Origin of the sequence: Nitrospina watsonii (assembly GCF_946900835.1) — a bacterium.
Classification (GTDB): Bacteria; Nitrospinota; Nitrospinia; order Nitrospinales; family Nitrospinaceae; genus Nitrospina; species Nitrospina watsonii.
Genome location: NZ_OX336137.1, coordinates 1,468,741 through 1,488,343 on the forward strand (window position 1 = coordinate 1,468,741; position 19,603 = coordinate 1,488,343).

Below are 19,603 nucleotides of genomic sequence, written 5' to 3' on the forward strand. Positions count from 1 at the left end.
GTTCCTACTGCTGACACTCCCTGCAAATGCCAAACAGATCGAGTTTGTGCGAGGTCATTTTGAAGCCGTGATTGTTGGCGACTTCTTCCTGTAGTTTTTCGATGACTTCGTTGTGGAATTCGATGATCTTGCCGCATTCGGTGCAGATCATGTGGTCGTGGTGTTCGTGGGCGTAATTCAGTTCGTACCGCTTCTGACCGTCGCCGAAATCCAGCTCCACGGCGAGGCCGCTTTCGGTCAGCAGGGACAGCGTCCGGTAAACGGTCGCGAGGCCGATCTTCGGTTCCTTGCTGGAAACAATCTTGTAAAGTTCTTCGGCGCTGACGTGGTCTTCACAATTCAAAAATGCTTCCAGCACGGCCCGGCGTTGCTTGGTGATTTTCAAGTTGTGCTGGGAAATGTACTGTTCCAGAACTTCCTGTTCTTTATTACTCATAGCAAGCCTCCCGCATGAAAATCTAGCACTATGTCCCCGGGGAGTCAACCACTGCGGGGCCGGGGGTGATTCATTCAGGTTTTGGAACGTCGAGGTGTTTGCGAATTTGTTCGACGCACTGGCCGGCGTCGAGGGTTACCTGCTCTCCGTTCCCCATGTTTTTCAAAACGAATTGTTGGGTCTGGATCTCGTTGTCGCCGATGATCAACGCGAAACGGCTCTCTTCGCGATTGGCCTTTCGCATCTGACTTTTCATGCTGGCGCCCTCATAATCCAATTCCACGTACCATCCCTGGGCGCGTAGCTTCTGGATCACCGTATGCCCCTGCTGCTGGGCTGCGTCGCCGAGCAGCACGGCAAAGATATCTGGACGGCGGACGATGTCCTGCCAGGTGGATTCCGGCAGGGTGGCAATGAGGCGTTCCACACCGACGGCAAAGCCGAAGCAGGGCGTCGGCGGACCTTCGAATTCTTCCACCAGCGAGTCGTAACGGCCACCGCCGCAGATGGCATTCTGCGACCCCAGACCTTCCTTGCCGACCACTTCAAAGGTCGTGCGCGTGTAGTAATCAAGGCCGCGCACCAACTGATTGTTCACGGTGAACGGCGTGTTCATGCCGGCGAGGGCGGCCTGCACAGCGGCAAAATTGTCCCGGCAGGCCTGGCACAGGTGGTCGGAGATGCGCGGCAGGCCGAGCGCGATCTCGCGGTCGCGATCCACCTTGCAGTCGAGCACGCGCAGCGGGTTGCGTTCGTAACGCTGCGTGCAGTTGCTGCACAGTTCGTCGAGGTGTTTGCGGATGGCGTCTTTCAACAGTTCACGGTAAGGCGGGCGGCATTCGGGACAGCCCAGGGAGTTGATCTGCAATTCGACGTTGTTGAGACCCAGCTCGTTGAATAGGGTGATGAGCATGGTCATCACTTCCGCATCGACGGTGGGGCTGGCAGATCCCATCGCCTCGGCCCCGATCTGGTAAAACTGGCGGAAGCGTCCCGCCTGCGGCCGCTCGTAACGGAACATCGGTCCCATGTAATACAGTTTTACCAGTTGGTTCTGGCCGTGCATCTTGTGCTGGACGTAGGAACGCACGACGGAGGCGGTGCCTTCCGGACGCAGGGTGATCTCCTCGCCGCCGCGATCGGTGAAGGTGTACATTTCCTTTTCGACAATGTCGGTGGTTTCGCCGATGCTGCGCTTGAACAGGTGCGTGCTTTCAAAAATGGGGAGACGGATTTCCTTGAATCCGTAGGGGGAGAACACGCGCCGGGCGGCGGCTTCCACCTTGTGCCATTTTTCGATTTCACCGGGCAGGATGTCTTTGACGCCGCGTATGCTCTGAATTTTCATGAAACGATCGAGGGTCGAAGGGTTGGTGTGAGCGCCGTGCTACCGGCGGGATCAGCCCAGCAGTGTGTGGGCGCGGTCCAGATCGTCCGAACTGCCGATGTACAGGGGAACCCGTTGATGGATGTCCGTGGGCCGGATATCCAGAATGCGCTGTTTCCCGTCCGTCGCCTTGCCGCCGGCATTTTCCACAATCATGGCCAGAGGCGCGGCTTCGAAGGCGTAACGCAGTTTGCCTTGCGGACTTTTCTTGTCGCCGGGATACATGAAGATGCCGCCTTTCAGCAACGTGCGGTGGAAGTCCGCAACCAGCGACCCGATGTAGCGCAGTTTGTAAGGGCGCTCGGTGGCCTCATCCCATTCCTTCAGATAATGGACCAGGTTTTTCTGTGGCTCCTGCCAGTTCTGCGAGTTGCCTTCGTTGACGCTGTACGTGGAACCGTGCCTGGGGATCTTCATGTTCTGCGTGGACAGGAAAAACTCGCCCAGGGCCGGGTCCAGAGTGAAGCTGTGCACCCCGTTGCCGGAGGTGTACACGAACAGCGTGCTGGGTCCGTAAATGATGTAGCCCGCCGCCACCTGCTGGGTGCCGGGTTGCAGCAGGTCGTCATCGGTCACTTCCAATCCGGGGCTTTGCTTGCGGTATACGGCGAAGATGGTGCCGATGTTGACGTTCACGTCGATGTTCGACGAGCCGTCGAGCGGGTCCACCATGAAGATGTATTTTCCGGCGCGGTCGGGCGGAATGATGACCGGCTTTTCGTTTTCCTCGGAGGTGATGGCGCAGATGTTGCCGGACTCGCCCACCAGCTTGATGAATATGCTGTTGGCATAATCATCCAGCTTCTGCACTTCTTCACCCTGAACGTTGACGCGGCCCGACATGCCCAGGATGTCTTCACCCAGGCCGGCGTTATTGACCTGAAGGGAAACGATCTTGGCAGCGACCAGGACCTCGTTCATGAGATTGGTGAATTCGCCCGTTGCGCCCGGGGTCATTTTCTCCTGCCTCCGGATGAATTGGACCAGCGTGGTTCTATCCATAATTGAAACTCAATTTCTGCGCTGTCGATGGGGAAATGATTCGGAACAACGGCCGTCGAACTGGCGCGATTGTAACCGATTTGGCGGAATTCCTCAATGGAATCGTCGCGTTGCAATCATGCCGGATTCGGAATCGATTTTTTCAGGCTCAGGCTACTTTTTGAGTCTTGGAATTGCGCTTGCGCTCGTTTTCATCCAGAAACTTTTTGCGCAGGCGGATGTTGTGAGGCGTGATCTCGGCGAGTTCGTCCTCATTCAGAAAACCGAGCACCTGTTCCAGACTCATGACGCGCGGCGGCGTCAGAATGACCGTGTCGTCCGAGCCGGAAGCGCGCATGTTGGTCAATTTTTTCTCTTTGCAGATGTTGACCACCAGGTCGTTGTCCTTGTTGTTTTCGCCGATGATCATGCCGGTGTACACCGGTTGACCGGGGCCTACGAACAACTGGCCGCGATCCTGCAGGTTGAAGATGGAGTAGCCCGTGGTCTGTCCGTTTTCCAGCGCGATCAGGGCGCCGCGCAGGCGTTTGGCGGAACCGCCCATGAAGGGCACGAAGTCTTCGAACGTGTGCTGCAGGGTGCCGGTGCCTTTGGTCATCGTTAAAAAATCGGACTGGAAACCGAACAGAAAGCGCGTCGGCACATGGTATTCGAGACGCACATGCCCGTCTTCCATGTGCAGCATGTTCTTCAGAGAACCTTTGCGTGTTCCCATGGCTTCCATGACTTTTCCGGAATACGTCTCCTCCACGTCGATGACCACAAACTCGAGCGGCTCATAGGTCTTGCCTTCGATCTCCTTGAGCAGGACCTGCGGGCGCGAGATGCTGAACTCATACCCCTCGCGGCGCATGGTTTCGATGAGAATGCCGAGATGCAACTCGCCGCGGCCCGAAACCTTGAACTTGTCGCCTGCCGCCGATTCCTCAACGCGCAGCGCGATGTTGGATTTCACTTCTTTCTGCAAACGTTCGCGCAGGTGGCCGGAGGTGAGGAATTTGCCGTCTTTGCCGGAAAACGGGGAGTCGTTGACGGCAAAATAAATCGACATGGTCGGTTCGTCGATGCGGATCAAAGGCAAGGGTTCCGGGTGCTGGCTGTCGGCGATGGTCTCGCCGATATCGACATCTTTCATGCCGGCGATGCCGATGATGTCGCCGACCCCGGCTTCCTGCACTTCCACCCGGTTCAGGCCCTCATACGTGTAGGCTTTCATCAATTTGAAGGGTTCGCTGGATCCATCGCGCCGGATGAGCGTGGACGGCGCCGTGGCGGAAAACCGGCCGCGCTCGATTTTGCCGATGGCGATACGGCCGACATAATCGTTGTAATCGATCGAAGTGACCTGCATCTGAAAAGGGGCTTCGGCATCGCCGGTGTGCGCCGGCACTTTCTCGACGATGAGGTCGAGCACGGGCGTCATGTCGCCCGGTTCGGAATCCAGCGTGCGCTTGGCGAAACCCAGCTTGGCAGAGGTGTACACAATCGGAAAATCGAGTTGCTCGTCGGTGGCGTTGAGATTGACAAACAGATCGAACACCTGATCGACAGCGCGGTTCGGATTGGCGCCGGGGCGGTCGATCTTGTTGATGACGACAATGGGCTTGAGCCCGAGTTCCAGGGATTTTTTCAGCACGAAACGGGTCTGCGGCATGGGCCCCTCGGCCGCATCCACCAGCAGCAGGACGCCGTTGACCATTTTTAGAATGCGTTCCACCTCGCCGCCAAAGTCGGCGTGGCCCGGCGTGTCCACGATGTTCAGCTTGTGGCCCTGATAAAGGATGGAGGCGTTCTTGGAAAAGATGGTGATGCCGCGCTCGCGCTCCAGTTCGTTGCTGTCCATGATGCAGGAGCTGTGCTCCGTGCCGTCACGAAACATGCCGCTTTGCTCCAGCAGCCGATCGATGAGCGTGGTTTTACCGTGGTCAACGTGTGCAATGATGCCGATGTTACGAATGTGATTCGTTTTCATGTGTTCCGTTCGCTGTAAAGCAGAGTAAGGGGTGGTATTGAGAACTTCATCGATTGCGAGGGTGGGGGGCACCCGGGCAGGTTTCGATTAAAAGTTGATTATGCGCAAATTATAGCGTAACTTATTGATAAAAATAAACTTATTTTGAGTTTCAATGAATCCCGGCCTGAAGCAATTTGTAGAGTACCTGACGATCGAGAAAAGGCATTCCCCTCATACAGTGGCGGCCTACCGGCGGGACATATCCGGCTTTCTGGACGCCTTCTCCGGCGAGACTCTACATTGTATCACCACTTCGGCCATTCGCGAATATTTTTTGTCCCTTAAAAAGAAGGGGTTGGCCACAAGGTCGCTCGCCCGGGTGCTGTCTTCGCTGAAAGCCTTCTACAGATTCCTGTTGCAGGAAAACCTGGTGGACGTCAATCCGGTGGAAATTCTGGAGTCGCCCAGTCTGTGGCGCAAGCTGCCGGGCATTCTGTCATTGCAGGATGTGGAGGCGCTGTTGAATGCTCCCGATGAGAGCACGCCGCAGGGCCAACGCGACCGGGCCATGCTGGAATTATTGTATGCCACCGGCTTGCGGGTTTCGGAACTGGTCGGCCTCAAGACCGGCAACCTCAATCTGGAAGTTGGGTATCTGCGCTCGTTCGGCAAGGGCGACAAGGAACGGGTGATCCCGATGGGAGATGCGGCTCGCCAACAAGTTAAGTTATACATTCAGGAAGTACGCCCTAAATATTTGAAAAATAATGTTAATAATGATCTATTTTTGAGTCGGCGCGGAGTTCGCATGACGCGTCAGGGGTTTTGGAAGCTGCTCAAGCAATATGTCCGCCAGGCCGGGATTGCCGCCGAGGTTTCACCGCATACGCTGCGCCATGCTTTCGCCACGCATCTGTTGGAACGAGGGGCCGATTTGCGTTCCGTGCAGCAGATGCTGGGGCATTCAGATATTGCAACGACGCAGATCTACACCCATATTTTACAGGAAAGAATGCGGGATATCCTGGACCGGCATCACCCCAGAGCCTGAGCGCGCGGACCTCAAATTTTTTGTTGACGGGCTTGTCTATTAAAGCTAAGATTTTGAGATATTTACCTGCCCGCCTATCTGGTTCCTGTCCAATTCAGACCGCAATTTACGGGACGGCCATGAGTCTGAGTATTGATATTGATGACATACCCGAGGATGGGCCTCTGGAATTGGATCTTTCAGAATCAGCGGATCAGTTCGCCGTCTATTCTGAAGAAAACTCTCTGGCTGAACCTGTACGGGTGACGGGCAGTTTAACCCGATCCAACCATGATATTTTTTGGGTTGGTGAGGTGTCCACGGTCATGAACATGACCTGCTCGCGTTGCCTGGAACCGTTCCGGCTGGATGTTCACACTCCGGTCACGACTTCATTCCTTCCGGCGCCGGATGCGGATGAGTTGGAAGCGGAGCAGGAACTGGTCGAATCCGACATAGAACTTGAGTATTACACAGACCATAAAATTGACTTGACTCAATCTGTTTACGATCAGATTATGTTGAGTCTTCCAATGGTCCATTTGTGCACGGAAGATTGTAAGGGGATCTGCCCGCAATGCGGAGCTTCCCTGAACCGGGAAGGCTGCCGGTGTGAGGGGGATGAAAACATCGACCCACGGCTGGCCGTCTTGAAACAACTGAAGGACAAGCTGAAATAATCAGGAGCCATCATGCCAGTACCTAAGAAACGAACATCGAAGTCTCGCAAAGGCATGCGCCGGGCGCACGATTCCCTGACTGCACCGGGATTCGGAGAATGTCCGCAATGCCACGAATTCAAACGTCCCCACCACGTATGCCCGCACTGCGGTTACTACAAGGATAAAGAAGTGCTTGAGGTGGAAGCCATATAACCGGTGATTCGGGAAGCGTTTGCTTCCTCGAAGCACAGGGGCTTTTGTAAGACAGTGCCATACCCCAGACCAAGCGGAATGCCCTCGCGCATTCCATTCCTGCCCCAATCAGTCTGGTCGCAACGTTGAGGGTCGTTTGAAGGACCGGAGGAGCGCAAATACAAAATGAAAATCGTCGTCGATGCCATGGGAGGAGACTTTGCGCCGGAAGCCGTTGTCGAGGGAGCCGTCCTGGCGACCCGCGAATTCGGGTTTCCGGTCATCCTCGTTGGTATTGAGGACGCCATCCAGAAGGAACTGGACAAGTACGAAGATGCGAAAGACCTTCCCATAGAAGTCCGGCACGCCAGCGAAGTGGTGGAAATGCACGAAAGCCCGGGCAAGGTGCTGCGATCCAAAAGGGATTCGTCCATGAAAGTGGGGCTGGACCTGGTCAAGAGCGGGGAAGGGGAGGCGTTCATCAGCGCCGGCAACACCGGCGCCGTACTGGCCTACTCCACCATCATCCTGCGACCGCTTAAAGGGGTGGACCGCCCGGCCATCGCCATTCAACTGCCCACGCAAAAAGGCTTCGCCATTCTTTTAGATGCCGGCGCCAACGTCGATTGCAAATCCAATCAACTGTTTCAGTTCGGCATCATGGGGCACGTTTATGCAAAATACATTCTCGGCATGGAGGAACCCGGTGTCGGCCTGTTGAGCATCGGCGAAGAAGACGGTAAAGGCAACGAAGTCACCAAGGAAACATTCCGCTGGCTTTCCAAGTCGCACATTCGATTCATCGGCAACGTGGAAGCCAAGGAAGTGTACCGGGGCAACGCAGACGTCATCGTGTGCGACGGTTTCACCGGCAACGTGGCGTTGAAGATCAGCGAAAGCCTGGCCGAGATGATCGGCAAAAATTTAAAGACCCTGTTTACCAGCGGCATCGTGCCGAAGATCGGCTACCTGATGCTCAAGGGACGGCTCCGCGAATTCAAAAAGTCGGTGGACTATTCGGAGAAGGGCGGCGCACCGCTCTTGGGCGTCAACGGCGTGGTCATCATCGCCCATGGCAGTTCCAGCGCCAAAGCCATCAAGAACGCCATCCTGCGTGCCCACGAGTTCGTGGAAAAAAAAGTGAATCAGCATATCCGCGAAGACATCGAATACAATCTGGACAGCAAAGGTTCGTTCTGGCAGCACATCAAGGAGATTGTGGCAGGTCATGACGAAAACGGTGGCGTGCCTCATAAGGCCGAGCCTTCCCCGGTTGAGGACGATATCGATACAGACACCGAAGAAATCGAAACGACGGAAGATAAGAAGCCCACTGAAGAGCCGGAAAAGTAACTCTTACCCGGCGTACTGAAACCTTTCCTAATCTATGAACGCACGATCACCTTTTCAAGCGGAGTTGGCAGGGACCGGTATGTATCTGCCGGAGAACATTGTCACCAACCGCGACCTTGAAAAAACCCTCGATACCACCGACGAATGGATCCGTGCACGGACCGGTATTGCTGAACGACGCATCGCCCGCAAGGATGAGTCGGCGTCCTCCATGGGGATCGCCGCGTCCCACATGGCGTTGCAGGCGGCAGGCCTGAAAGCCGCGGATCTCGACATGATCATCGTCTGCACTTCCACGCCGGATGTCATTTATCCCGCTACCGCCTGCTTCGTCCAAAAAGAACTGGGAGCGGAGAAGGCCGCCGCTTACGACATCTCCGCGGTCTGCTCCGGATTCGTGTTCGGCCTGTCCATCGCCGAGCAGTACATCAAAAGCGGACGTTATGAGCACATCCTCATCATCGGCACCGAAGTCAACTCGCGCATCATGGACTGGACCGACCGCACCACCTGCGTTCTGTTTGGAGACGGTGCGGGGGCGGCCATCCTGCGGCGTACGGAAAAGACGGAGCCCTGCGGCATCCTTTCCTCACACATTTATTCCGACGGCACGCAGTCGGATCTGTTGATCGTGCCCGGCGGCATCGGCAAAACCTCGTTCACTTACGAAGCCATCGACAATAAAATGTACTGCCTCAAGATGTCCGGCCAGTCCACGTTCAAAGTCGCGGTCAAGCGCATGACGGAAGTGTCGAAGGAAGCGCTGGCGCACAACGGGCTGACTCAATCCGACATCGATCTGGTGGTGCCGCATCAGGCGAACCAGCGCATCATCGAAGCGGTGGCGGAAAAACTGGGGGTTCCCATGGAGCAGGTATTCGTCAATATTCACAAATACGGCAACACCGGGTCGGCATCCATTGCCATCGCCATCCATGAAGCACGGGAGGAGGGACGCACCCCGCCGGGATCGGTCACGCTGTTGACCGTCATGGGTGCGGGACTGACCTGGGGATCGGTGGTGGTCAAATGGTAAAAACCGCATTTCTGTTTCCAGGGCAGGGGTCCCAGTTTGTGGGCATGGGACAGAACTTTTTTGAAGCCGATCCCGGCTGCCGCGCCCTGTTCGAAGAAGCCAATGACATCCTCGGTGACAATCTCACCGAACTGTGTTTTCAGGGTCCCGAAGAAAAGCTGAAACTCACTGAAAACACTCAACCTGCGCTTTTGACACACAGTATAATAGCCTTGAAACGGCTGCGCGATCATGGTATAGAATCCGTACTGACAGCGGGCCACAGCTTGGGGGAATTCTCAGCCTTGGTCTGCGCAGGCTCCCTCCGGTTCGGAGATGCGGTTCATCTTGTCCGGCAACGTGGGCGCTTCATGCAGGAAGCGGTGCCCGTCGGTGTCGGCGCCATGGCGGCCATCATCGGATTGTCCGCAGAGCAGGTCCAGCAACTTTGCCGCAATGCTTCTTCCGAGGAATCAATCGTTCAACCCGCAAACCTCAACAGTCCGGAGCAGATCGTCATAGCCGGTCACAAAGCATCGGTGGAAGCGGTTTCAGAACAGGCCCGGGATCAAGGTGCCAAAAAGGTGGTGATCCTTCCGGTCAGTGCGCCCTTTCACTGCCAATTGATGGAACCTGCGGCAGTGCGGTTGCAAGCGGAGATGGAAAAAATCGATTTCAAGGAACTCGACATTCCCGTCGTGACCAACGCCGATGCCCGGCTCAACACTTCGGGCGGGCAGGCGCGTGAATCGCTGGTGCGGCAGGTGTGTTCCCCGGTGCGCTGGACGGAAACCATGCAGGTCATTGTGGACCAGGGGATCGAAGCCATCGTTGAAGTGGGGTCGGGGAAAGTGCTTTCCGGTCTGATGAAGCGTTTCAACAAGGACATCCGTTGTTACCAGGTCGGCGATGAAGAGTCGCTGGCTAAAACCGTGGCCGAATTGAAATAATCTGTCGAACCGAATTGGATAGGGATATGGAACTCAAAGATAAAGTGGCTCTCGTTACCGGCGGCGCGCGCGGCATCGGTCAGGTGTTGGGGGAGACGCTCGCTAAAATGGGCGCACATGTGATCCTGGCGGACGTCAATCAGGACGGCGCGGAACAATCGGCCGAAGCCATCTGCAAACAAGGCGGCTCCGCTTCGGCGGTGAAGCTGAATGTTGCCGATGGGGATGAAGTCCAAAAAGTTTTTGACTCTATCTCCAAAGAATTTAAACTGTTGGATATTCTGGTCAACAACGCGGGCATCACGCGCGATGGCCTGTTGATGCGCATGAAAGAGGAAGATTGGGATCTGGTTCTTTCCATCAACCTCAAAGGTTCCTTCCTGTGCAGCCAGCATGCAGTCAAACACATGATGAAACAGAAAGACGGAGCGATCGTCAATATCGCTTCCATTGTCGGGGTGATGGGCAACATGGGGCAGGCCAATTACTCCGCCTCGAAAGCGGGCCTGATTGGATTGACCAAGACCACCGCCCGCGAAGTCGCGAGCCGGGGCATCCGGGTCAATGCCGTAGCGCCCGGATTCATCGATACCGACATGACGCGGCAGTTGAAAGATGACGTTCGCAGCCAATTGATCGGGCAGATTCCCATGGCACGTCTCGGGCAGGCACAGGACGTGGCAGACAGTGTTGCTTTTCTTGTATCCGACCGGGCCCGTTACATAACCGGCCAGGTTATCAATGTTAATGGTGGGATGTTAATGTAACATCTTTGAGGAGTTTCAAAACATGTCAGTAGAACAAAAAGTAAAAGAAATCATTGTTGAACAGCTGAATGTGGATGAAAACCAGGTGAACGGTCCGGCATCTTTCATCGATGACCTCGGAGCGGATTCTCTGGATACGGTGGAACTGGTCATGGCGTTCGAAGAAGCCTTTGACATCGAGATCCCGGACGAAGAGGCCGAGAAAATCGCCACCGTTCAAAACGCCATCGATTACATCAACAACCATACCAACTGAACCTCGTTCTTACTATGTCCCGTCGTGTTGTCATAACAGGTCTTGGCATGTTGTCTCCCTTGGGTATCGGTGTCGATGCCAACTGGGAAGGCGTGTGTCAGGGAAAATCAGGCATCGGTCACATCACTCGATTTTGCGCGGATGACTTTCCGGTCAAAATAGCCGGGGAGGTTAAAAACTTTGACCCCGCCGACTACATCGAGCCGAAAGAGATCAAGAAAATGGATACCTTCATCCATTACGCGATCGCCTGTTGCCGGTTCGCATTGAAAGACGCCGGCTTTGAAATCACCGATGCCAATGCGGAACGAGTAGGCGTTCTGGTCGGTGTGGGCCTCGGCGGACTGCCTGCCATCGAACGCATTCACGAGGTGTATCAGAACAAGGGCGTCCGCAAAATCACGCCTTTCTTCATCCCGATGCTGATCCCCAACATGGCGTCGGGGCAGATCTCGATCCTGTTCGGCGCCAAAGGCCCCAACACCTGTGTGGTGACGGCCTGTGCCAGCGGCACGCATGCCATCGGCGACGCCTACAAGATGATCCGCGACGGCGTCACCGACACCATGATCGCAGGCGGAACGGAATCGGTTGTCACGCCCCTGGCCATCGGCGGCTTCGCCGCAGCCAAAGCCCTGTCCACACGCAATGACGATCCGCAGGCCGCAAGCCGGCCGTTCGACATGGATCGCGATGGATTCGTTATGGGAGAAGGCTGCGGACTGATGATTCTGGAAGAAATGGAACAGGCAAAAAAGCGGGGCGCCCGCATTTACGCCGAAGTCGCAGGCTATGCGCTGAACAGCGACGCCTATCACATCACCGCCCCGTCTCAGGATGGTGAAGGTGCGGCGAAGTGCATCGGGCTGGCGTTGGACGACGCGAAGATGAACCCGGATGAGATCGATTACATCAACGCGCACGGCACATCCACCGGTGCGGACATCACCGAAACCATGGCGATCAAAAGCATCTTCAAAGATCATGCGCGTAAGCTGCAGATCAGCTCCACCAAGTCCATGACCGGTCACCTGTTGGGTGCCGCGGGTGGGGTGGAGGCCATTTTCAGTGTTCTTGCCATGCACCATGGCATCCTGCCGCCGACCATCAATTACACCACTCCCGACCCCGCATGCGATCTGGACTATGTGCCGAACGAAGCGCGCCCGGCCAAAGTCCGTGCAGCCCTTTCCAATTCTTTCGGATTTGGCGGGACCAACGGCGTGGTGATTTTTAAACAGATGACGGACTCATGAAACACGGTACCCACCATGCTGTCGAAGGAACGAATCGATGAGCTGGTAGAACTCCAGGCCAATCTGGGGTACACCTTTCGGGACAATCTGCTCCTCAATAAAGCGCTCACCCACAAATCCTACGTCAACGAAAAATCCGAAGCGATCAAGAACAACGAACGTTTCGAGTTTTTGGGCGACTCGATACTGGATGTCGTTGTCAGCCATTACATGGTGAAGACGTTCCAGGATTTTTCCGAAGGTCTGCTTTCCAAGATCCGCGCCGCTGTGGTCAACGAATCCTGTCTTGCGGGACTGGCGCGGGAGATCCATCTGGGCCAATACCTGCTGCTCGGCCGCGGCGAAGAACTCACCGGTGGCCGCGACAAGAACTCAATCCTCGCTAATGCGTTCGAAGCCGTGGCCGGAGCCGTCTATTTCGACAGCAATCTGGAAACGGCTTACGATGTGTTCCTGCCCAAGTTGAAGGGAGAGATCGGACAGTATGCCGAAACCAGTCTGTTCCGCGACTTCAAAAGCGAGCTCCAACAATTTGCGCAGACAAACCTGAGTTGCATTCCTCATTATAGAGTGGTCAATGAAACGGGGCCCGATCACGAAAAGCAGTTTGAAGTGGTGGTGCGGACCAATGGCGATGAACAGGGAAAAGGCTCCGGACGCAGCAAGAAAGAGGCGGAGCAGGCTGCCGCACGCAACGCTCTGGAGCACCTCAACCCTAAAAATCCGAACCATGGCGCGTAAACAACGATCGATCGTCCCGATCTTCATTCCGCATCAAGGTTGCCCCTACCGTTGTGTGTTCTGCGATCAAAACGAAATTTCCGGTGTGGAACACAGTGAAGACGCGACGCGGGTGCGGCAGGCATTTGAAACCTACCTGTTTGCCACGCCTCCCAACCGCTTGCCGCTGAAACGGGAGGTGGCGTTTTATGGGGGCACGTTCACCGGGTTGCCGGCGGTGCGTCAGGAGTTTTTGCTGTCGCAGGCGCAACAGCAGGTGGACGCGGGATGGGTGCACTCGATCCGGCTGTCCACGCATGCTGATTTCATCGATGCCGAAAAATTGGATCGCCTCGCACGCTATTCCGTGAAGACCGTGGAACTGGGCGTGCAATCGACGGATGCCGGTGTGTTGAACCGCTCCGGCAGGATAGACGCGTTTTGCAATGTGCCGCGGGCGGCATCGATGATCCGCGAGCGGGGCTTTGAATTGGGCATGCAATTGATGATCGGGTTGCCGGGCGACGACGCATCCCTGTTTCTGCAAACGGTGTCTGACACCATCGCCCTGCAACCGGATTTCGTCCGCATTTACCCGACGCTGGTGTTGCGCGGGACCGCCTTGTTCGAACTGTATCAAAAAGGCGACTACACGCCGTGGTCGCTGGAGCGCACGGTGCCGGTGCTGGCACGTGGTGTGCGCATGTTCCAGGACGTTGGCATTCCCGTTATCCGCATTGGCTTGCACCCGGAACCCTCCATGCTGGAAAGCCTGGTGGCGGGACCACACCACCCCGCGTTGCGGTCGCTGGTGGATTCGCGCCTGGCGCGGGAGGAGTTGACGACGTTGTTGGACCAGGGACGGCCCTTGCCGGAGAAGGTGGTGGTGAGGGTTCCGTCGGAACGGATTTCCCATTATACTGGGCACCAAAAAGAGAACGTCACGTATTTGAAAAACCGGTATGCCCTCGGGCATCTCGTTATGCAGGGACAACGCGGGTTGACGGCCATCGGGCTGGCAACCTGATTCTATTTTTCAATTCGCTATTCTTTTAATATTAAGGGGGAAGTACATGGTCACCGTTGGCATGAATTACAAAATCATCACCGGTAAAGAAGAAGTGTTCGAAAATGCGTTCAACAATGTCCTCAAGGTGATGGGCGAGATGGACGGCCACACGACGACGGCGCTTTACAAGGATGTGAACGATCCGCAACAGTATCTGATCGTTTCCGACTGGAACTCCGAGGATGCCTACAATGCGTTTCTGAATTCAGACAAGTTTGCCGGCGTGGTGAACTGGGGCAAGGAAAATATTCTGGCAGGCCGCCCATCCCATACCGTGTATCGCAAGTAATCGGTCTTTCAGGTGGCAATGTAAAGCAGAGAGTCCGCGGACGGTTCAGTTGGCTTCTATGGACCGGTATTCGATTTCCCCGCTGCGGATGCTTTTGAGCAGCTTCTTGTGAAAATGCTCGGTGTCGTGCGGGGGAAAATCGTCCACGCGCCAACGCACGCGGACCAGTTTACCGTCCGGGTGGCTGATGATCTCCTGGATCTCGCCATTGTTGCGGGACAGGGGTTCGAAAAGATGGTCACCGACTCTCAGTTTGATTTTTTCCATTTCAGCTTCCGGTTAGAGTTTCAAGCATTATACCCGCATCCTTCCCATTAATAAATCGATGGGTGTTTTGAAATAGGAGGAATGATTTATGGCATACATCACCATGGCCGCGATGTACCCGACCATGACCTCGGGCAAAGTCGATGAGTTTCTGGTTGAAATCGGCGACACCATCAAGAAAGGAATGCCTGTCGCTGAAATCGTTGCGGAAGGGTATTTCACCCTGATCTCGGAATTTTCGGGGGTGGTGAAAGAGATCTACGTCGGTGAAAACGAATACGTGGAAGTGGACACGCCGCTCATCGAAATCGAAGAAGAGGCGGAGTGACCGGCCTGGGGGACGCGGGCTGCTTACAAAAGAGAAAACAGCAGCGTGGTGGTGGTCAAATAGATGAAGAGCCCGGCGATGTCGTTGACCGTCGTCACCACCGGTCCCGTACTGATGGCTGGGTCGATGTCCAGCTTCATGAACACCCAGGGCGTGAGCGAGCCGATGAACGAAGCCATGGCAACCGCCAGCACGATACCCAGGCCCACAGCCAGGCCGAGCATGGGGTTGGACGCGAGCAGGGTTTTGGCTACGGCCACGATCAACAGTCCACAGACCATGCCGAAAATCAATCCGTGGCAGATCCCCACCCACACTTCGCTGCGGATGACAATTTTCAGGTTGTCGTCCTGAATGTCCCCCGTGGCCAGTCCCCGCACGATCACTGTGGCGCCCTGCAATCCGACATTGCCCGCCAGTCCCAAAACAAAAGGAATGAAGAACAGCACCATTGAGAACTCGCTGAGAGTGAATTCGAAGGCCTTCAGGATGTAAGCGCTGACCATGCCGCCGACAAAGGTGGTGAGGAGCCAGGGCGCGCGTGCCGCGATCTTGGAGCGCGTGGTCTGGGCGAAGGCGTCGATCTTGGTCGAAGCGCCGATCATCGTGTAAATGTCTTCACTTGCGGTATTCTTCAATCCCCGCAGCACGTCATCAAAACTGATGATGCCGTGCAGGACGTTTTGATCGTCCACCACGGGGATGGTGCTGATGTGTTCGTGATCCATTTCATTGGCCACCTTTTCGCATGAGTCGTCCAGGTGCACCTGTGGCGTGTGCTCCCAGATGATGTCGGTGGCAAGGGCCTTGGGCGGCGCGTTGAGCAGGTCGCGCAGGGTGAAGGTGCCCACCAGCTCGCGGTAATCATTGACGACGTAAAAGTTCGTGCCGTGATCCTGCTTGTTGTGTCTCAAAAAATTCATCAGGATGTCGCCCGCCATCTCGTGGGGTTGCACCTGGTTGAAGTGCGGGCTCATCAGACCGCCGGCGGTTTCTTCTTTATAGCTCAGAAGATTTTTGAGTGTCTGCGCATCGTCCGGCACCATCTGTTCAAGAATTTTTTCCTGAACTTCAAGGTCCGCTTCCTGCAGGATGTCCACCGCCTCATCCTTAGGCATGGCTTCCAGAAACTGCGCCATGTTCTCATGGCCGAGCTCTTCGATCAGAATGCCGCGGCTTTCGATGTCCGTTTCGTAGAGCACCTCCTGCTTCTTGATATCGTCGCTAAGTAGCTGAAATACTTTGACTTTCTCTTCAGGCGGGAGTTGATGCAAGAGGCGGGCGATCTCGAAATGGTCGATCTGGTGAACCGCTTCGCGCAGTTGCTCTTCGGAAGTTTCCTCGTTTTCCAGGAGTTCTTTTAAATTATCGACAGGCATGGGTTTCTGGTACTATATTGAGAGTGAAGTTGTAGTCTAACACACTCTATAAACGTATAGGGGGTTTGAAGATAAATGGTTATCGGTGGTTTGTCGTCTGACGACGCGAAAAAACTGAAGCAGAGCCGCGCCAAAAAAACAGGCCGGGTGCGGACCAAACGGGCCACCCTGTTGTCCGACAAAACCCGGGAAAACTGCCTGAAAAAATTCGATCGGGATCACGAGCCCGAAGCCCGCACGAAAGAAATCGACAATCTTGACGAACACGTCAAAATGAACGATTCCTATATGCGGACCGGCTGGTACGTCCCGAAAAAGAAATAGGCGCGGCGGGCGGGGTGGCGCTTTCGGCGTACCTCACTGCGAAAAAGAATATGCTGTTTGAAAAGACCCGCATGCGAAGGCGGGTCTTTTTTTATATGTGGTCTTTCAGCAACAGCGGTTCGTGAGTGAGCCAGATCTTGGCTCCGCACACATTCACGAATACAGGCGGTGTGGCTTTGAGCAGTTCCAGGTGAGCCTGCTTCAAATTGGCCTCCCGCGTCGGGCTGTCTCCGAATAATTCCTTCTCTTCCTGGATGATCCCGTTCAGGTAATTGTCCACGCCGTCCTTGGTGCTGACGCCTTCAAAGTACGACCGAATCAGAGGGTCCCTGAGGTTGTTCAGGTCCTTGGCTGTTTTGCGCAAAAGCAGTTTGATGCCGCGTGAAGACTGGGACTCAAACAGCCCCGCACGGATGCAGGCGTGTTTGGATTTGCCGGGTTCGACCGTGTACTTTTCGAGGGCTTCCTTGGAATAACCCATGGCGCCGTAACTGCCCAACTGATGCCGGGTGGTGTAAAAGGTCGAATAGCTGACCACGGTGCCGATGTCCATTTCCTGTTCCAATGCGACCATCGGATCGAAGGAGACGCGATTGGAGTCTTTGATCTGTTCGGGAGTGGTTTCCTTGATGGCGAAGCCGACGGCGCCGAGCGCGGTGGCGTAGAACAGGTATTCGAATTCTCCGCCGCCCGCCTGCTTCAACTGCTCGCGGCATTTTGGATCGGTGACATCGCCGAACACCGTTTGATCGGCTCCCTCGATTTCAATTCCCGTGTCTTCCTTTGCATACCAGTTGGCGATGATATGGGCGTCCTTACCGTAAGTTTCGCGAACCGCTTCCATGGCCGCTTTGCCCATGACACCGGTTCCGCCAATTACCAGATAGTTTGCCATGATCCTCCTCGTTCGTTTGGATGGAATGGAGTGAATTGCATTGTGAAACGGAGCGGGATTCAGGAGTCGCCGACACTGCCGTCATAACCCCACCCGCGGTACCTGAAGGGTCGCTCAAAGCCGTGCTTTGCCGGAACAGGAACCCGTGCGTCCCCGTTCATTGACAACAGCCCTTGTCTTTTTGAGAGGGGTCAGTTTGGCGAGGCAGGATTCGACCTTGTCATCCGCAGTGCGGCCCCACCCGGCAAAAGCGTCGTCATCAACAAGACCCTGGCAGTCAATTTTAAAACCGAATGGAGCTTGGCCGGAAACCCGTTTTTATGGCAGGCGCGCCATTTTCCTGATTGAACCGCAGTTGGAAGAACTCTGCAAAACGTTTCAATTAAATCCTACCCCCCCCGGCAAGTCAACGCCCTTTTTGCCGGCAGAGCAGGCCGGGTTCATACGCCGGAGTAGGGGGTATCGCCCATTTGCAGGAGGATTTTGAATTCCGTTGCCTTGAGCGGCATGACGGACAGCCGCGACTGTTTGATGAGTGCGATGTCCTTCAATTTCGAATTGTTTTTGATTTCCTCCAGAGTGACGGTTTTGTTGAACGCCTTAGCCGGCTTGAGATCCACCACCACCCAGTTGCCTTCTTCCGCGGTCGGGTCCGGATACGATTCCCGGGTGACCTTGGCGATGCCCATGATCTCCTTGCCGACCACACTGTGATAAAAAAGCACGAGATCTCCCTTTTTCATGGCTTGCAGGTTGTTGCGGGCCTGATAATTCCGCACCCCGTTCCAATAAGTCCCCTTGTCCTGGACGAACTGCTCCCAGCTGTAGGCGGATGGTTCCTGTTTGACCAGCCAAAAGTTCATATTCCCCCCTGTTTTCAATCAGTTAATGACAAGTTGCCCGACCCCCCTCGATTCTCTTCCAAGAAAACATTTATTTATCAAGTAAGTGGGAGGAAAGTCAAATTTTACGGCTTCCGCGCAAGTTTTTGGATAATCTCATTGACTGCGCTGCTTTAGAAAAATATAATCAGCAAAATCAATTAGTTTAAAAAACAACCTATCAATTCAATACATCGGACCGACGGGTCCGATTTTGTTACTGGAGTGAGTCTGGCATGTATCGTCCTGAAATAAAGGTTCTGGATTGCACCATTCGCGATGGCGGATTGATGAACAACCATCAATTCTCCAACGATTTGGTTCGAAAAGTCTATCAGGCGGCCAACGAAGCGGGGGTGGATTATATTGAATTGGGCTACAAGGCGGACGAGTCCCAGTTTGATCGCAAGGAATATGGCCCCATGAAATTCTGCACAGAAAAGGACATCGAGCCTATTGTGCAGGGCATTGAAAAGAGAGCCAAGCTTTCCGTGATGGTGGATATTGGCCGCGTTGACCCGGAAACCATTGTACCCAAAGGTGAAAGTTATATCGACATGATGCGCGTGGCCAGCTACGTCAAGGACATTGACAAGGCCATCGACATGGTCAATCTGCTCGAAGACAAGGGCTACGAGACCAGCATCAACATCATGGCCGTTTCCCACGCCCGCGAGCGGGAGTTGGATGAGGCCTTGATGCAGGTGGAGAAAGAAAGCAAAACCCGCGTGGTGTATCTGGTCGATAGTTTCGGCGCGTTGTACTCCGAGCAGATCGCCTACCTTGCGAAAAAATACAAGGGGCTGATGCCGAGCAAGGAAATCGGCATCCATGCGCACAACAACCAGCAGTTGGCCTTCGCCAACACCATTGAGGCCATCATCAATAACGTCAACTACCTCGACGGTACGATCTATGGCATCGGACGCGCTGCGGGCAACTGTCCGTTGGAGTTGCTGCTGGGGTTCCTGAAGAACCCAAAGTTCGATCTGCGCCCGATCCTCAATGTCATCGGTTCCGACTTCATCAAGATCAGTCAGGAAATCGAATGGGGTTACTACATCCCATATATGATTACCGGCGTTCTGGATTTGCACCCCCGGTTTGCGATGGCGCTGCTGAATTCCGACAAACGGGACGATTTTCTCCAGTTTTACGAGAAGCTGATCAACGAATCCAACGTGTGACGGG

23 protein-coding genes are annotated in these 19,603 nt (G+C 55.0%); 15 read left to right on the forward strand and 8 right to left on the reverse strand.

Annotated elements, in window-relative coordinates; all coding sequences use genetic code 11:
• Positions 1-4: 4 nt before the first annotated feature.
• From QML71_RS06735 to typA, 4 genes are all read right to left on the reverse strand, one after another.
• Complete coding sequence (locus tag QML71_RS06735) at positions 5-436, reverse strand: Fur family transcriptional regulator (protein ID WP_282011152.1); 432 nt, start codon at positions 434-436, stop codon at positions 5-7.
• 70 nt (positions 437-506) lie between these two features.
• Complete coding sequence (gene hisS, locus QML71_RS06740) at positions 507-1,784, reverse strand: histidine--tRNA ligase (RefSeq protein ID WP_282011153.1); 1,278 nt, start codon at positions 1,782-1,784, stop codon at positions 507-509.
• A gap of 51 nt (positions 1,785-1,835) precedes the next feature.
• Positions 1,836-2,825 carry a class 1 fructose-bisphosphatase gene (gene fbp, locus QML71_RS06745; protein WP_282011154.1) on the reverse strand — a complete coding sequence of 330 codons (990 nt, stop codon included), beginning with the start codon at positions 2,823-2,825 and terminating at the stop codon, positions 1,836-1,838.
• Between the two features lie 148 nt (positions 2,826-2,973).
• Complete coding sequence (gene typA, locus QML71_RS06750; protein WP_282011155.1) at positions 2,974-4,797, reverse strand: translational GTPase TypA; 1,824 nt, start codon at positions 4,795-4,797, stop codon at positions 2,974-2,976.
• A gap of 154 nt (positions 4,798-4,951) precedes the next feature.
• Here typA and xerD point away from each other — a divergent pair, with 154 nt between their 5' ends.
• The 12 genes from xerD (at position 4,952) to QML71_RS06810 (ending at position 14,338) form a co-directional block, all read left to right on the forward strand.
• The gene (xerD, locus tag QML71_RS06755; RefSeq protein ID WP_282011156.1) at positions 4,952-5,830 is read left to right on the forward strand and encodes a site-specific tyrosine recombinase XerD; all 879 of its coding nucleotides are present in this window, start codon (positions 4,952-4,954) and stop codon (positions 5,828-5,830) included.
• 119 nt (positions 5,831-5,949) lie between these two features.
• Positions 5,950-6,489 carry a YceD family protein gene (locus QML71_RS06760; protein WP_282011157.1) on the forward strand — a complete coding sequence of 180 codons (540 nt, stop codon included), beginning with the start codon at positions 5,950-5,952 and terminating at the stop codon, positions 6,487-6,489.
• A gap of 12 nt (positions 6,490-6,501) precedes the next feature.
• Entirely contained in the window at positions 6,502-6,684 is a 183-nt protein-coding gene (gene rpmF / locus QML71_RS06765; protein WP_282011158.1) for a 50S ribosomal protein L32, read from the forward strand.
• Between the two features lie 165 nt (positions 6,685-6,849).
• A complete protein-coding gene (gene plsX, locus QML71_RS06770) occupies positions 6,850-8,016 on the forward strand; it encodes a phosphate acyltransferase PlsX (protein WP_282011159.1) in 1,167 nt (388 codons plus the stop codon).
• Between the two features lie 79 nt (positions 8,017-8,095).
• On the forward strand, positions 8,096-9,052 hold the full coding sequence (locus tag QML71_RS06775; protein ID WP_282011160.1) for a beta-ketoacyl-ACP synthase III: 957 nt from the start codon (positions 8,096-8,098) through the stop codon (positions 9,050-9,052).
• Complete coding sequence (gene fabD / locus QML71_RS06780; protein ID WP_282011161.1) at positions 9,046-9,981, forward strand: ACP S-malonyltransferase; 936 nt, start codon at positions 9,046-9,048, stop codon at positions 9,979-9,981. The genes QML71_RS06775 and fabD overlap by 7 nt, the downstream gene beginning before the upstream one ends.
• A gap of 26 nt (positions 9,982-10,007) precedes the next feature.
• A complete protein-coding gene (fabG, locus tag QML71_RS06785) occupies positions 10,008-10,748 on the forward strand; it encodes a 3-oxoacyl-[acyl-carrier-protein] reductase (RefSeq protein ID WP_282011162.1) in 741 nt (246 codons plus the stop codon).
• A gap of 22 nt (positions 10,749-10,770) precedes the next feature.
• Complete coding sequence (gene acpP / locus QML71_RS06790; protein ID WP_282011163.1) at positions 10,771-11,004, forward strand: acyl carrier protein; 234 nt, start codon at positions 10,771-10,773, stop codon at positions 11,002-11,004.
• A gap of 14 nt (positions 11,005-11,018) precedes the next feature.
• Positions 11,019-12,260, forward strand: a complete 1,242-nt coding sequence (gene fabF, locus QML71_RS06795) for a beta-ketoacyl-ACP synthase II (protein ID WP_282011164.1) — start codon at positions 11,019-11,021, stop codon at positions 12,258-12,260.
• Between the two features lie 15 nt (positions 12,261-12,275).
• Positions 12,276-13,001, forward strand: coding sequence for a ribonuclease III (rnc, locus tag QML71_RS06800; protein WP_282011165.1), 726 nt, complete (start codon positions 12,276-12,278; stop codon positions 12,999-13,001).
• A complete protein-coding gene (locus QML71_RS06805; protein ID WP_282011166.1) occupies positions 12,991-14,007 on the forward strand; it encodes an elongator complex protein 3 in 1,017 nt (338 codons plus the stop codon). Before rnc ends, QML71_RS06805 begins: the two co-directional genes overlap by 11 nt.
• A 46-nt stretch (positions 14,008-14,053) precedes the next feature.
• Positions 14,054-14,338, forward strand: coding sequence for an antibiotic biosynthesis monooxygenase family protein (locus QML71_RS06810; protein WP_282011167.1), 285 nt, complete (start codon positions 14,054-14,056; stop codon positions 14,336-14,338).
• Positions 14,339-14,383: 45 nt separating this feature from the next.
• On the opposite strand, the gene QML71_RS06815 is transcribed toward QML71_RS06810, so the two are convergent.
• A complete protein-coding gene (locus QML71_RS06815; RefSeq protein WP_282011168.1) occupies positions 14,384-14,605 on the reverse strand; it encodes a hypothetical protein in 222 nt (73 codons plus the stop codon).
• An 88-nt stretch (positions 14,606-14,693) separates the two neighbouring features.
• Here QML71_RS06815 and QML71_RS06820 point away from each other — a divergent pair, with 88 nt between their 5' ends.
• Positions 14,694-14,933 (forward strand): biotin/lipoyl-containing protein, encoded by a 240-nt coding sequence (locus tag QML71_RS06820; RefSeq protein ID WP_282011169.1) that lies wholly within the window; start codon positions 14,694-14,696, stop codon positions 14,931-14,933.
• A gap of 23 nt (positions 14,934-14,956) precedes the next feature.
• On the opposite strand, the gene mgtE is transcribed toward QML71_RS06820, so the two are convergent.
• Positions 14,957-16,312, reverse strand: a complete 1,356-nt coding sequence (gene mgtE, locus QML71_RS06825) for a magnesium transporter (RefSeq protein WP_282011170.1) — start codon at positions 16,310-16,312, stop codon at positions 14,957-14,959.
• A 90-nt stretch (positions 16,313-16,402) separates the two neighbouring features.
• Here mgtE and QML71_RS06830 point away from each other — a divergent pair, with 90 nt between their 5' ends.
• Positions 16,403-16,636, forward strand: a complete 234-nt coding sequence (locus tag QML71_RS06830) for a hypothetical protein (protein ID WP_282011171.1) — start codon at positions 16,403-16,405, stop codon at positions 16,634-16,636.
• Positions 16,637-16,727: 91 nt separating this feature from the next.
• Here QML71_RS06830 and QML71_RS06835 read toward each other — a convergent pair whose 3' ends face one another.
• Entirely contained in the window at positions 16,728-17,531 is an 804-nt protein-coding gene (locus tag QML71_RS06835; RefSeq protein ID WP_282011172.1) for a hypothetical protein, read from the reverse strand.
• A 440-nt stretch (positions 17,532-17,971) separates the two neighbouring features.
• Complete coding sequence (locus QML71_RS06840; protein ID WP_282011173.1) at positions 17,972-18,394, reverse strand: EVE domain-containing protein; 423 nt, start codon at positions 18,392-18,394, stop codon at positions 17,972-17,974.
• Positions 18,395-18,648: 254 nt separating this feature from the next.
• Between QML71_RS06840 and QML71_RS06845 the strand changes: the two genes are divergently transcribed.
• Positions 18,649-19,599, forward strand: coding sequence for an aldolase catalytic domain-containing protein (locus QML71_RS06845; protein ID WP_282011174.1), 951 nt, complete (start codon positions 18,649-18,651; stop codon positions 19,597-19,599).
• Positions 19,600-19,603 lie beyond the last annotated feature (4 nt).